This window comes from Geodermatophilus sp. SYSU D00710 (assembly GCF_054050195.1).
Genome location: NZ_JBJGYX010000039.1, coordinates 1 through 12758 on the forward strand (window position 1 = coordinate 1; position 12758 = coordinate 12758).

Below are 12758 nucleotides of genomic sequence, written 5' to 3' on the forward strand. Positions count from 1 at the left end.
GGGGGGGGGGGGGGGGGGGGGGGGGGGGGGGTGGGGGGGGGCGGCGATGTCGGGGAGGGCGCCCCCCCGCCCCCCGCGGCGGGGGGGGGGGGGGCGCCCCCCCGGCCGGCGGCGCGCTGGGCGCAGGCCGCCGCCGAGCTCGCCGAGCGCCGCTTCGCCCACGCCGACGCGGCGGTCATGTGGGGCCGGGCGGCCGAGGCCACCGCGACGGCCCGCCCGGGCGACGCGGCGGAGCTGGCCCGGCTGCTGGCCGCGCAGGCGCACGCCGACGCGATGGCCGGCGCCGTCGGCGAGGCCCGCGCCCTGCGCACCCGGGCGCTGTCGGTGCTGCCCGAGGACGCGCCGGCCGCGCTGACCGCGTCGGTCCTGCTGTCCTCGGACGTGCCGACCTTCTGGAACGCCTGGGTCGACCCGGTCGACGACCGGTTCGTCGCGCGCACCGAGCGCGCCGTCGCCGGCCTGCCCGCCGGGGACCCGCAGCGGGCCCGGCTGCTGGCGATGCTCGCCGTCGAGCTCGAGGAGCGGCACGAGGAGCGGGCCGTCGAGGTCTCGGCCCAGGCGCTGGCCGAGGCCCGTCTCGGCGGGGACCCGCTGGCGCTGGCCCACGCCCTGACCGTCCGGCAGTTCCACGCCGTCCGCGGGTCCGACCGCAGCGAGGCCACCGCGCTGGGCACCGAGCTGCTCGCCCTGGCGCAGCGCGAGGGCTTCGGCCTGTTCGAGGCGGTGGCGCGGCTGGTGCTGCTGCAGGGCACCTGCGCGGTGCTCGACCTCGAGGCCGCCGACCGGCACGCCGGGGAGGCCGAGCGGCTGTCCGCCGCCTACGGACTGCCGCTGCTGCACGGCATCGCCCGCTGCTACGCCGGCCTGCGCGCCGCCGTCGCCGGGCGGGTGGCCGAGGCCGAGGCCGCCTACCGCGTGGCCGAGCAGGCCCTGCTCGACGCCGGCTACTACCCCCAGGTGGCGCGGGCGCTCCGGCTGACCACGCAGCTGTCCCTGCAGCTCGCCGACCCCGCCGCCCGGCCGGTCGCCCCCGAGGAGATGGCCACCCTGGCGCCGATCTCGCCCGAGCTCGCGACCGAGTTCCAGGCCCTGGCGCTCGTCCTGGCCGGGCGGGTGGAGGAGGCGCGGTCGCTGGGCCCGCCGCGCCACCGGGTCACGCGGGACCTGTTCACGCCGTTCCTCCAGTACTGCCGCGGCGTCGTCGGGCTGGCCCTGGGCGACGCCGACCGGATGGCCGAGGCCGAGGCCGAGCTGCTCCCCTACCGGGACACCGTGTGCGGGACGCACACCGCCCAGCTGGCCTTCGGCCCGACGGCGACCCTGCTCGCCCGGCTGGCCGCCGCGCGGGGCGACACCGAGGCCGCCGCGGCCCACCGCGAGGTCGCCGTCGCCGTCGCCGAGCGGACCGGGCACCCGGGCTGGATCGCGGCCGCCCACGCCGCGCCGGGGGTGCCGGGCTAGGAGCCTGCGACCAGGTCGCGGCGGCGCCGCCAGCCGGGCCCGGCAAGCCGCAGCAGCAGCCGCAGCGGCAGCGGGGTCGCGGCGAGCAGCCCGGCGCGCTCGCCGGGCGTGCCGCAGGCGTCGGCGAGCCAGGGCAGCGTGAACGCCGCCTGCCGGAGGCCGGCGCCGCGTGCGCAGAGCGCCTCGTAGCGGGCCAGGTCGCGGGCCGACACGCACCGGCGCACCGCCGGGAACACCTCGCGCTCCTCCTCGGCGACGTGCTCGTCGAGCGCATCGGCCAGCTCGCGGAGGACCGCGGCCGCCTGGCCGGCGTCCGGGCCCGCGGCGGCGAGGGCCGGCAGCACCGTCGCGGCCCGCCCGAGCAGCGCCCGCAGGGCGGTGTGGTCCTCGGTCAGCGGCTCCAGGTCGGCGGCGTGCGTGCCGGCGCAGGCCGCGACCACCGGCCACAGCACGGCGTCCTCCCGCTCGGTGTGCGCCCGCACCTCGCGCAGCACGCCCCGCCCGAAGGCGACCAGCGCCCTCCGCCGCTCCGGCGGCCAGCCGTCGCCCCCGGTCTGCTCGGTGGCCCCGGCGGCGGCGTCGGCCAGCAGCCGGCAGCCGGCCCGCAGCGCGCGGTGCGCCAGCGCCAGCCGGGAGACGTCGGCCTCGGGCTCGCCGGGCCGGCGGGGGGTGACGGGGAACGGCAGCGGCGCGGTCGCGGTCACCGGACGACCGTCCCGCGGCCCGGTTGCCGGTGACTTGCGACCGACTACCGCCGGCGCCGGAAGAGCCGGGCACCCCCGGGAGTTGCACCGGGCAACGATCGCCGTCGTCCCAGGAGCTCCCCCATGCGCATCCCGCTGTCCGTGCTCGACCTCGCCCCCGTCGCCCGCGGGGAGACCGTCGGGGAGAGCATCGCCGCCAGCGTGGCCCTCGCGCAGCGGGCGGAGGAGGCCGGCTACCGCCGGGTCTGGTACGCCGAGCACCACAACATGCCGGCCATCGCCTCGTCGGCCACCAGCGTGCTCGTCGCCCACGTGGCCGCCCACACGCGCACCATCCGGCTGGGCGCGGGCGGCGTCATGCTGCCCAACCACTCACCGCTGACCATCGCCGAGCAGTTCGGCACGCTGGCCTCGATCCACCCGGGCCGGATCGACCTCGGCCTGGGCCGCGCGCCGGGCTCGGACCAGAACACCGCCTGGGCGCTGCGCCGCGACCCCGCCGCCGCCGACCGCTTCCCGCAGGACGTGCTGGAGCTGCAGGGCTACCTGACCGGCCGGTCGCGGGTGCCCGGCGTCGAGGCCGTCCCCGGCCGCGGGACCGACGTGCCGCTGTACGTGCTCGGCTCGTCGATGTTCGGCGCCGGCCTGGCCGCCGCGCTCGGCCTGCCCTACGCGTTCGCCTCCCACTTCGCCCCGCAGCTGCTCGAGCCCGCGGTGGCCGCCTACCGGCGCGACTTCCGCCCGTCCGAGCAGCTCGACGCGCCGTACGTCATCGCCGGGGTCAACGCGATCGCCGCCGACAGCACCGAGGCCGCGCGGGCCGCGCTCGCCGCCACCCGCCGCCGGCTGGCCGTCGGCCTGTTCGGCCAGGGCCGCGACCTCGACGACGCCGCCGCCGACCTGCTGCTGGAGTCGGGCGCGGGCCGGCAGGTGGACACCATGCTCACCCACACCGCGGCCGGCACCCCGGCGGAGGTCCGCGAGCAGCTGACCGCGTTCGCGCGGCTGGCCGACGCCGACGAGCTGATCGTCGCCCACCAGGTCCCCACCGCCGAGGGCCGGCTGCGCTCGGTGACCCTGGTCGCCGAGGCGATGGACGCCGTCGCCGCCTGAGACGTCCTCCCTCTCAGCGGAGGTACCGGGTCTGGCCGTGCGGTCCGCCGAAGAGCAGGACCTTGGCCGGCGTGACCCGGTAGACCAGCGCACCGCCCTCGGTGGCGCCGCCGGAGTCGCTGACCTCGACGAACTCCTCGCCGTGCACCGCGAAGTGCCAGTCGTCGCCGTACTTGGCGTACCAGGCGGCCGCGAGCGCCCGCAGCTCCTGCGGGTCGGTCACGCGCGTCGCGGTGCCCTCGACCACGACGTCGAGACCGCTGTCCCAGCCGTGCGCGCCGGTGCTGCCCGTGGTCACCGCCACGTGCGGGTTGCCGTCGAGGTTGCGCTTCTTCTGCTCCCCGGCGCCGGTGCAGAACGCGAAGCCGTCCTGCCAGACGCCCACCAGCGGTACCGCGTGCGGGCGCCCGTCGGCCCGGACGGTGACCACCCAGTAGAGCTGGGCGTCCGCGAGCAGCCGTTCGACGTCGGCCCACGGCGGTGCCGGAGCCGACGCGTCGCCGTAGCGGGGGTCGATCTCGCCGGTCGTCATGCCGGTTGTGACCGGTCCCGGCGCGGCGACTCATCGCCCCCGCCGGGTCAGCCCTCCGGGGTGCCGGTGCAGGCGAACAGGAACGCCGGCGGCACGTTCCACGGCGTGACGCGGGTGCGCACCTCGGCGAACCGGCGGCGCAGCTGACCGAGAACCAGCGGCGAGTACTGGATCACCAGCGCCGTCCCGCCGGGGCGCAGCGCCCGCGGGAGCTCGTCGAGCAGCCGGTGGCGCAGCCCGGCCTCCAGCGAGGTGAACGGCAGCATCGAGACGACCACGTCGGCGCGCTCCCCGTCGAGGTGGGCGCCGAGGTCCTCCGCGGAGCCGCAGACGACCTGCAGCCGCGGGTCGACCGAGCGCTCGGTGAGCAGGCGGGCCAGCCGCGGGTCGATCTCGACGGCGACCAGCCGGGCGTCCGGGCCGAGTCGGGCGAGGATCTCGCGGGTGGCCACCCCGGTGCCGGCCCCGAGTTCGACCACCAGCCGGGCCGCCGGGACGTCGGCGAGGTCGAGCATGGCCCGGACCGCGGTCCGGGACGTGGGCAGCACGGCGCCGATCTGGCGCGGGTTGCTCGCGAACGCGCGCAGCAGGCGCAGTCCGTCACCGAGGGCGTGGGTCACCGTCACTCCCGTCCGCCGCGCCGTCCGCGCCGCTGCCCGGACCCTGTCACGGACCGGTGGCCGTCGCCGCCCGAGCACCGTCCGCCCGGTGCGCGTCGAGCCAGGCGACGACGTCGGCCAGGACCTCGTCCTTCTCCGGCTCGTTGTGCGGCTCGTGGTAGAGCCCGTCGTAGACGCGCACCGTCAGGTCCGGCGAGCCGGCGTGCTCGCGGACGACCTCGCTGGCCGCCGGCGGCATCAGCCGGTCGTCCCCGCCGTGGATGACCAGCAGGGGCAGGCGCAGCCCGCGCAGCCGGTCGGGCATCCCGGCGGCGCCGAGCATGATCGCGGTGCCGGTGCGCGCCACCATCCTCCGGTTGTGGTTGAGCGGGTCGGCCCGGTAGGCGGCGACGACCTCGGGGTCGCGGCTGACCGTCTCGGCGTCGAGGGTGAGCACCCCCAGGCCCGGGGCCAGCCGGGACAGCAGCGGCGCGACCGCGCGCTGCACCGGGGTGGCGCTGCTGGTGTCGAGGGCCGGGGCGGACACGACGGCGCCGGCGACCCGCTCGTGCGGCGTGCCGGTCAGGTACTGCAGCGCGACCAGGCCGCCGAGGCTGTGGCCGTAGACGAACAGCGGGACGCCGGGGTGCCGGTCGGCGGCCGCGCGGGCGGTCTGCGCGACGCCCTCGACGGCCGTGGCCAGGCTGCGGATGTCGCCGCGGCGGCCCGGGGAGCGGCCGTGGCCGGGGTGGTCGGGCGCGTAGGACGCGTACCCGGCGGCGCCGAGCCGCTCGGCCACGTGCGCGTAGCGGCCGCCGTGCTCGTGCGCGCCGTGCACCAGCACCACGACGCCGACGGGGTCGGGCACCGTCCAGCCCTGCCAGTACTGCCCCGACGGCAGGCTGCCCTGCCCGTGCCTCACCGCTGTCGTCACGCGTCCTCCCGGTCCGGTCGTACCGGCGCCAGACCGTAGCCGGTCGCCGGCCGGACCCGGCTCCCGGTCAGGGGACGACCGGTTCCACGTCCCGCGTGCAGAACATGCAGACCGAGGCGTCGACCGGGATGAAGCTCCTGCAGTGGTCGCACTCCCGGTTGCCCTGGGCGCCGGCGGTCTCGCGGCCGGTGGCCCGGCGGATCGCCTGGACCAGGAACATGATCGTCACCGCCAGCAGCAGGAACGAGACGAACGCGGTGAGGAACGACCCGTAGCGGATCTGCGCGCCGTTGACGGTGAGCACCAGGGCGTCGAAGTCGGGCTGACCGAAGACCGCGGCGACCAGCGGCAGGATGACGTCCCCGACCAGCGACTCGACCACCGTGGCGAAGGCCGCGCCGATCGCCAGGCCGACCGCGAGGTCGACGAGGCTGCCGGAGAAGGCGAAGTTGCGGAAGTTGGTCAGCAGCGTGCGCACGGGGGTCCTCCCTGGCCGGTCCGGGTCGGCGGGGAGCGTAGGGCCGGCCCGCGGTCAGCGCGGCTCGGCGGCCGGCGCGCCGTCGGCGGGACCGGGGCCGAGGTCCCGCTGCAGCCAGGTGACGTCGTGCCAGGCACCGGCCTTCCAGCCGACCCTCCGGTAGGTGCCCACCGGCTCGACGCCGAAGGCGCGGTGCAGGCCCAGGCTGGCCTCGTCGGGGAGGGCGACCCCGGCCAGCGCCCGGCGGTAGCGGCGCGCGGCGAGCCGCTCGAGCAGCGCGCCGTAGAGCGCCCGGCCGGCGCCGGTGCGCCGGCGACCCGGCTCGAGGTAGACGCTCACCGTGCACGACCAGTGGTAGGCCGCGCGGCTCGTGAACGGCCCGCCGTGCGTGAAGCCGCGCACCGCGCCGTCGTCCTCGAGCACCAGCCAGGCGTGGTGCTCCTGGGCGGCGGCGATGCGCGCGGCCATCTCCGCCGCGGTCGGCGGCTCGGTCTCGAAGGAGACGGCGGTGCCGGTGACGTAGGGCGCGTAGACGTCGCGGCAGGCGGCGGCGTCGGCGGTGGTCGCGTGCGGACGGTGCCGGTCACTCCCCCGACGCCAGCCGCACGACGGGACTGGTGTGAGCGCTGCGTGTGCGCGAGATCACTCTCACGTGTCGATCATGGGCGTGTCGCACCCGGGGTGGCACGATCGGCCCACCCCGCAGACCGGCGCCTCGAACGACCGGGGCGCCCTCGGTCTCTCGGACCCGGAGCCCGCTCCGGCTGGAGGTGCCGCGGTGCACGCTGTGCCCACCGCCGTCCCCGTCCCCCGACCCCGTCCCGACCTCGCCGCCTGGCTGCTCGGCGCGGCCCGCCGGTGGCACGCCGCCGACGACCCGGCCACCGCCGTCCGGGCCGTCCTGGAGGACGTGGCGGCCCTGCTGCCGGCCGGTGCGTCCGCGTCGCTCACGCTGCTCGGCACCGGCCGGCGGCCGCTCCCCCCGGAGGGCGACGCCGGGTCGGCCGCTGCCCTGGACGCCGTCCAGATCGGCAGCGGGCAGGGGCCGCTGCTGACCGCCCTGGCCGGCACCGCGGCCGGTAGCGGCGACCTCGGCCGCGACCTGCGGTGGCCGGCGCTCGCGGCACCAGCCGGCGCCGCCGGCGTGCGCACGGCGACCTGCCTGCCCCTCGACACCGGCACCGAGGTCCTCGGCGCGCTGTCGGTGTACGCGACCGGCCCGGTCGCCGACCGCGCGGTGCTCGTCCCGGTCGCCGGGCAGGCCGCGCTGGCGCTGTCCGCGGTGCGGCGCACCGCCAACCTGGCCGTGGCCCTGGAGAGCCGCGACCTCATCGGGCAGGCGAAGGGCGTGCTGATGGAGCGCCACCGGATCACGGCCGACATCGCGTTCGGCATCCTCGTGCGCGCCTCGCGGGACACCCAGCGCAAGGTCCGCGACGTCGCCGCGCTGGTCACCGAGACCGGAGAGACGCCGCCGCCGGCCGGGGACGCCTGACCGGCCGGGGACCGGCCGGGCGCCCGCTGGTCGCGGGGCCCGGCCGGCGACGGCTACGTGGGCAGCAGCCGGCCCAGCACGCCCTTGGCGGTCGACCCGAGCCGGTAGGACTGCACCAGCCAGGCGTTGCAGACGATGACGGCGCCGGCCAGCGTCGGGACGGCGGCCTGCGCGACCCGCTGCCGCCCCTGCCACTTCGCGATCTCCGGCGGGGTGCCCGCCGAGGGCAGGGTCGCGTCCTTCACGTCGAGCCCGCCGCCGTCGCGGTTCGCCTTCTCGGCCAGCTCGCCGATCTTCTTGCCCGTGTACGCGGCGTAGGCCGTCGCGCCGGCCCCGGCGACGGTGAGCGCGGCCTTGAGCGCGCCGACCGACCCGAAGCCCTTCTGCAGCGCCAGCCGCCGGCCGCCGACGCGGGTCAGCTGCAGTCCGGACCCCAGCGTGGCCGCGATGCCGCCCCACTGCGCCGGGGAGAACCGGCTCCAGGCCGAGCTGGCCACCCGGACCTTGTCGATCCCGGTGGTCAGGTCGCTGCCGGACTTGTTCACGCCGGCGATCCCCATCACCGCGCCGCCGAACCACAGCGCCGCGCCGAGGTCGTGCACCGCCTGGGCCACGAAGTGGTTGTCCGTCGTCTTCGTCACGAGTGCTCCTGCCCGGGTGCGCGGTCGCACCCGTCGAACGTCCCCGGCGTCCCCGCTGCTGAGGGGCCGGTCCGGTCCGGCTACCCGTGCCGCGGCGCGCTCACTCCGAGGCGGTGGCGGTGTTCCCCTCCCCCTGCCGGCTGCTGGGCGGGCCGATCCACACGGTGGTGGCGTTCATGAACTCGTACATGCCGAGCTCGGTGAGCTCGCGGCCGTAGCCGCTCTGCTTCACCCCGCCGAAGGGCAGCTCCGGGTAGCTGGTGACCATGCCGTTGACGAACGCCATCCCGCTCTCGACGTCGCGGACGAAGGTGGCCCGCTCCGCCTCGTCCTCGCTCCAGAGGTTGGCGCCGAGGCCGTAGGGGTGGCTGTTGGCGATCTCCAGGGCCTCCTCGAGCGACTGGACCGTCCACAGCGCGGCCACCGGCCCGAAGACCTCCTCGTCGAACAGGTCCATGTCCGGGGTGATCCCGGTGAGCAGCGTCGGCTCGTAGTACCAGCCGGGCCGGTCGGGACGCTTCCCGCCGACGACGACGGTCGCGCCCTTGTCGACGGCGTCCTGCACGTACCGCTCGACGTCCTCGCGGCCGGACTCGGTGGCCAGCGGCCCGACCTGGGTGCCTTCCTCCATCGGGTCGCCGACGGTGAGCGCGCCGAGCTTCTCGGCGAACAGCCGGGTGAACTCCTCGGCGACGTCAGCGTGCACGAAGAACCGCTTGGCCGCGATGCAGCTCTGCCCGTTGTTCTGGCAGCGCGCGGTGACCGCCACCTCGGCGGCGCGGTCGAGGTCGGCCGAGGGCATGACGACGAACGGGTCGCTGCCACCGAGCTCGAGCACCGTCTTCTTCAGGACGTCACCGGCGATCGCGGCCACCGACTGCCCCGCCGGGGCGCTCCCGGTGAGGGTGGCGGCGGCGACCCGGTCGTCGCGCAGCACCCGCTCGATGGCCGAGGAGCCGATGAGCAGGGTCTGGAAGACGTCGGCGGGGAAGCCGGCCTTGCGGAAGAGCTCCTCCAGGTACAGCGCCGTCTGCGGCACGTTGCTGGCGTGCTTGAGCAGCGCGACGTTGCCGGCCGTGAGCGCCGGGGCGGCGAACCGCATCGCCTGCCAGAGCGGGAAGTTCCACGGCATGATCGCCAGCACCACGCCGATCGGCCGGTGGACGACGAACGCCTGCGCGGCGCCGACGGCGTCGGCGTCGGCGGGCGTCGGCTCGAGCATCGCTGGGCCGTGCTCCGCGTAGTACCGCAGCGCCTTGGCGCACTTGGCGGCCTCCGCCTTCGCCGCGGCCAGCGTCTTGCCCATCTCGGTGACCATGAGCGCGGCGACGGTGTCGGTGTCGGCGTCGAGCACGTCGGCGGCCGCGCGGAGCCAGCCCACGCGCTCCTCGGGGCTGGTCAGCCGGTAGGAGCGGTACGCAGCCGCGGCCCGGCCGATCTTCTCGTCGACGGCGTCGTCCGACAGGGGTTCGTAGGTCTTCAGCGTCTCGCCGGTGGCCGGGTTGATCGTCGCGATCGCCATCTCTGCCTCCCGTCCGGGTCGGGCCGGGCTGCCCGCACCCTCAGCCGGGGGCCCTACCCGGTCGGCCGCCGGTCACCCGCGCTCACGCCACGGGCAGCCCGGCGAGGCCCGCGGCCAGCCCGAGCACCGCGCAGACACCGAGCGTCCGCAGCACCGACCACCTGAGCCGGAACAGCAGGACGGCGGCGACCGCGGCGACCGCCCAGGCCACCGGCTGGGCGCTCGTGGGGTCGGGCACCTCCAGCGCCAGCGGGCCGAGCCGCACGGTCTCCGAGAACAGCGTGTGGACGGCGAAGTAGAGGCCGAGGCTGGCGATGACGCCGACCACCGCCGCGGTGATGCCGGTGAGCGCCGCCGACAGCGACCGGTTGCCGCGCAACCGCTCGATGTAGGGCGCGCCGAGCAGCACGAACAGGAAGCTCGGCACGAAGGTCACCCAGGTGACCAGCAGCGAGGCGAGCACGGCCGCGGCCCAGGGGTCGAGCGTGCCGGGCGCGCGGAAGGCGCCGAGGAAGGCGACGAACTGCACCACCATGATCAGCGGCCCGGGTGTGGTCTCGGCCAGCGCCAGCCCGCGCACCATCTCCCCCGGCGCGAGCCACCCGTAGGTGCCGACGGCGGCCTGCGCGACGTAGGCCAGCACCGCGTAGGCGCCGCCGAAGGTGACCACCGCGGCGCCGGAGAAGAACAGCCCCTGCTCGGTGAGCGTGCTGCCGGCGCCGGTGAGCAGCACGACGGCGGCCAGCGGGACGCCCCACGCGAGCAGCCCGACGGCGAGCACGGTGAGCGTGCGGCGCGTGCCCGGGCGCTCCGAGTGCAGGGCGTCGTCGGCGATCACCGGCGCCGGGCCGCCGTCGGCGGGTGCCTCGGCGACCGCCGACGGCCGCCGGCGGCCCAGCACCCACCCGGCCAGGCCGGCGGCCAGCACCACGAGCGGGAACGGGACGGCGAACAGCGCCAGCGCGAGGAACGCGGCGACGGCGATGGCGACCAGCGGCGGGCTGGTGAGCGCCCGCTTGGCCACCCGCTGCACCGCCTGGGCGACGATCGCCACCACCGCCGGCGCGAGCCCGACGAACAGCGCGAGGACGGCGGTGGTGTCCCCGAAGGCGACGTAGACCGCGGACAGGACCAGCAGCGCCAGCACGCCCGGGAGGACGAACAGGCCGCCGGCGACCAGGCCGCCGCGGGTCCCGTGCATCAGCCAGCCCACGTAGGTGGCCAGCTGCTGGGCCTCGGGGCCGGGCAGCAGCATGCAGTAGTTCATGGCGTGCAGGAACCGGCGCTGGCCGATCCAGCGCCGCTCGTCGACCAGCTCCCGCTGCATGACCGCGATCTGCCCGGCGGGGCCACCGAAGGTCTGCAGGGACACCAGGAACCAGGTGCGGACGGCGGTGCGGAACGGCGGCACGGCGGTGGCCACGGGAGGGGTGGCAGGCGGCACGGCCGGGGTGGGGCGCGGCTCGGGCGTCACGGGTCTCCGTCGGGGTCAGGCCGGCTCACGGCCGAGCAGCAGGCGGCGTCGGACGTACTCGTAGAGGCCGTCGAAGAGCGGTCCGGAGACGGCGAGGGTGCGCTCGTCGTCGCCGGTCATCGACAGGCCGCGCAGCAGGACGTCGAGTCCCGGCGCCTCGGGCGCGTCGAACCGGCCGTCGTCGAGGTCGGCCTCGTGCACGATCTGGCCGATCCGCTCCAGCGCGGGGTCGGTGAGGCCGTGGACGCGCAGGATCGTCTCGAAGGAGCAGTCGCCGCCGACGTGGCCGAGGGCGGCGCCGCGCATGTCGAAGGGCGTGGCGTCGGCCGGGACGTCGGCGGGGTCGGAGACGAAGACGAACTCGGCGTCCGGGTCGACGAACCGGCGGATCAACCAGGCGCAGGCGGCACGGTCGACGTGCACGCCGGCGCGGGTCGCCCACCTCACGACCGGCTCCCCCGTCCGGCCGCCAGCGGCTCGCCCACGGCGTCGGCCAGCGCCAGGAGCGCCGCACCGGCCGCGTCCCGCTCCGCCGGCGGGAAGAAGTCCCGTCGGCCGATGGCCCGCCACTCGCCGCGCAACCGCCGCAGGGCACGCGCCCGGTCGGCCTCGGGGGCCTCGAGCGCCGCGGTGCACTCCGCGGTCAGTTCGCGGTACTCCTCCGCCCGCGCGGCGGCCATGCCGGCGGCGAGCTCGCGCTCCTGGGCGGCCGCGGCGGGCCGGGCGATCCACACCCCGGCGGAGCCGCCGGCGGCGAGCACGTCGTCGGCGAGCCACTCGAGCGACTCCCGGGTGCGGGCGTCGGCGGGCAGGGCCACCACGCCGTCGCCGAGCTGGGCCACGCCGAGCCGGCGCAGCCGGCGCCACAGCGTCGTCCGCGGGCCCGACGGCTCCCGCGGCAGGCGGTAGGACAGCAGCACCCACTCCCCCACCGCGGCCACAGCGCGATGCAACCACGGTTGCGCCGCTCCTGTCGACCCGGCTCGCGTCACCGCGAGGCGACCTCGGGCCACCGGAGCCGGCGACGAGGCGGGTGAGGGCAGCCTCCGGGACCTAGACCACTGGTTCGGCGTGACCTTGGCTCGTGGCGCGGCCGTGCAGCGCCCCGTCAGGCTCGTGCACGAAGCGCCGGAGGTGCCACATGACGACGACGGAGTCTCCCGCAACGGCCCGACCGACCGGTTCCACACCCACGAGGGCCGACGACCTCCGGCAGATGGTCATCGCCGCCGCCGTCTACTCCGGGCTCACGGGCCTGGCGTACTGGCGGCCGTCGGTGGGGCGGCGTGCTCTCGGCGTCTTCTTCGCCGTCATGGGCCTGGCCTGGAACGGGTTCCTCACCGCGAAGGCCCCCGAACAGTTCCCGATGCTGGCCAGACGTGCTCCCTGGGGCTGGTACCGACGGGCTGGCCTGGCTCTGACCCAGCCTGCTCCACGGGCATTCGGCGCGGCCATGACCGCGGGAGAGACGGCGGTGGCCGCCGCCATCCTGAGTCCCGACCCGGCCGCCCGCCTGGGCCTGCTCGCCGCGGCCGGCTTCTCCCTCGGCATCATGCCCCTGGGCACCTACACGCTCGGCAATCCGATCCTCGCTCTGGGAGCCCTGCACCTCGCCCGCCGATCCTGGCCGACGGCGGCGTTCGGCCGTCGCCGGCCGAGAGGAGCCGGGCCCGGTCGGAGGCGCTGAGTCGCAGCACAGTCGTCGATCGAGAGGCGGGCGCACCTGCGCTGGTTCTGATGGCCCCATGCGGGCATGCCGGCACGGCCGTCCGCGCGAGATGCGGGCGGCCGTGCCGGCGTGCGCG

14 protein-coding genes and 1 pseudogene are annotated in these 12758 nt (G+C 76.9%); 4 read left to right on the top strand and 11 right to left on the bottom strand.

All coding sequences use genetic code 11. The features are described from left to right. Positions 1 to 30 precede the first annotated feature (30 nt). Positions 31 to 1461, top strand: coding sequence for a hypothetical protein (locus tag ACI78U_RS16840; RefSeq protein ID WP_456876521.1), 1431 nt, complete (start codon positions 31 to 33; stop codon positions 1459 to 1461). Here the strand turns inward: ACI78U_RS16840 and ACI78U_RS16845 are convergent. After that, positions 1458 to 2165: a hemerythrin domain-containing protein gene (locus ACI78U_RS16845; protein WP_456876523.1), complete on the bottom strand. Its 708-nt coding sequence runs from the start codon at positions 2163 to 2165 to the stop codon at positions 1458 to 1460. The genes ACI78U_RS16840 and ACI78U_RS16845 overlap by 4 nt on opposite strands. A gap of 123 nt (positions 2166 to 2288) precedes the next feature. On the opposite strand from ACI78U_RS16845, the gene ACI78U_RS16850 reads away from it, so the two are divergent. Continuing rightward, entirely contained in the window at positions 2289 to 3278 is a 990-nt protein-coding gene (locus tag ACI78U_RS16850; protein ID WP_456876525.1) for an LLM class flavin-dependent oxidoreductase, read from the top strand. A 13-nt stretch (positions 3279 to 3291) separates the two neighbouring features. Here ACI78U_RS16850 and ACI78U_RS16855 read toward each other — a convergent pair whose 3' ends face one another. From ACI78U_RS16855 to ACI78U_RS16875, 5 genes and pseudogenes are all read right to left on the bottom strand, one after another. Continuing rightward, complete coding sequence (locus ACI78U_RS16855; RefSeq protein ID WP_456876527.1) at positions 3292 to 3810, bottom strand: pyridoxamine 5'-phosphate oxidase family protein; 519 nt, start codon at positions 3808 to 3810, stop codon at positions 3292 to 3294. A gap of 47 nt (positions 3811 to 3857) precedes the next feature. Continuing rightward, the gene (locus ACI78U_RS16860) at positions 3858 to 4430 is read right to left on the bottom strand and encodes a class I SAM-dependent methyltransferase (protein ID WP_456876529.1); all 573 of its coding nucleotides are present in this window, start codon (positions 4428 to 4430) and stop codon (positions 3858 to 3860) included. A 46-nt stretch (positions 4431 to 4476) separates the two neighbouring features. Next, positions 4477 to 5343 (bottom strand): alpha/beta hydrolase, encoded by an 867-nt coding sequence (locus tag ACI78U_RS16865; RefSeq protein WP_456876530.1) that lies wholly within the window; start codon positions 5341 to 5343, stop codon positions 4477 to 4479. A gap of 67 nt (positions 5344 to 5410) precedes the next feature. After that, a complete protein-coding gene (gene mscL, locus ACI78U_RS16870) occupies positions 5411 to 5821 on the bottom strand; it encodes a large conductance mechanosensitive channel protein MscL (protein WP_456876532.1) in 411 nt (136 codons plus the stop codon). 54 nt (positions 5822 to 5875) lie between these two features. Next, positions 5876 to 6376, bottom strand: a pseudogene (locus ACI78U_RS16875) (N-acetyltransferase family protein); the annotation flags it as partial. 223 nt (positions 6377 to 6599) lie between these two features. Between ACI78U_RS16875 and ACI78U_RS16880 the strand changes: the two are divergent. Then, entirely contained in the window at positions 6600 to 7316 is a 717-nt protein-coding gene (locus ACI78U_RS16880) for an ANTAR domain-containing protein (RefSeq protein ID WP_456876534.1), read from the top strand. A gap of 53 nt (positions 7317 to 7369) precedes the next feature. Here the strand turns inward: ACI78U_RS16880 and ACI78U_RS16885 are convergent, their stop codons facing one another. From ACI78U_RS16885 to ACI78U_RS16905, 5 genes are all read right to left on the bottom strand, one after another. Continuing rightward, complete coding sequence (locus tag ACI78U_RS16885; protein ID WP_456876536.1) at positions 7370 to 7957, bottom strand: hypothetical protein; 588 nt, start codon at positions 7955 to 7957, stop codon at positions 7370 to 7372. A 100-nt stretch (positions 7958 to 8057) separates the two neighbouring features. Beyond that, positions 8058 to 9479, bottom strand: a complete 1422-nt coding sequence (locus tag ACI78U_RS16890; protein WP_456876537.1) for an NADP-dependent succinic semialdehyde dehydrogenase — start codon at positions 9477 to 9479, stop codon at positions 8058 to 8060. Positions 9480 to 9561: 82 nt separating this feature from the next. After that, positions 9562 to 10902, bottom strand: a complete 1341-nt coding sequence (gene chrA, locus ACI78U_RS16895; protein ID WP_456876539.1) for a chromate efflux transporter — start codon at positions 10900 to 10902, stop codon at positions 9562 to 9564. 66 nt (positions 10903 to 10968) lie between these two features. Beyond that, positions 10969 to 11400 (bottom strand): chromate resistance protein ChrB domain-containing protein, encoded by a 432-nt coding sequence (locus ACI78U_RS16900; RefSeq protein WP_456876541.1) that lies wholly within the window; start codon positions 11398 to 11400, stop codon positions 10969 to 10971. Continuing rightward, entirely contained in the window at positions 11397 to 11894 is a 498-nt protein-coding gene (locus tag ACI78U_RS16905) for a Chromate resistance protein ChrB (RefSeq protein ID WP_456876543.1), read from the bottom strand. Before ACI78U_RS16905 ends, ACI78U_RS16900 begins: the two co-directional genes overlap by 4 nt. 275 nt (positions 11895 to 12169) lie before the next feature. Between ACI78U_RS16905 and ACI78U_RS16910 the strand changes: the two genes are divergently transcribed. After that, a complete protein-coding gene (locus tag ACI78U_RS16910) occupies positions 12170 to 12640 on the top strand; it encodes a hypothetical protein (RefSeq protein WP_456876545.1) in 471 nt (156 codons plus the stop codon). Positions 12641 to 12758: the final 118 nt, after the last annotated feature.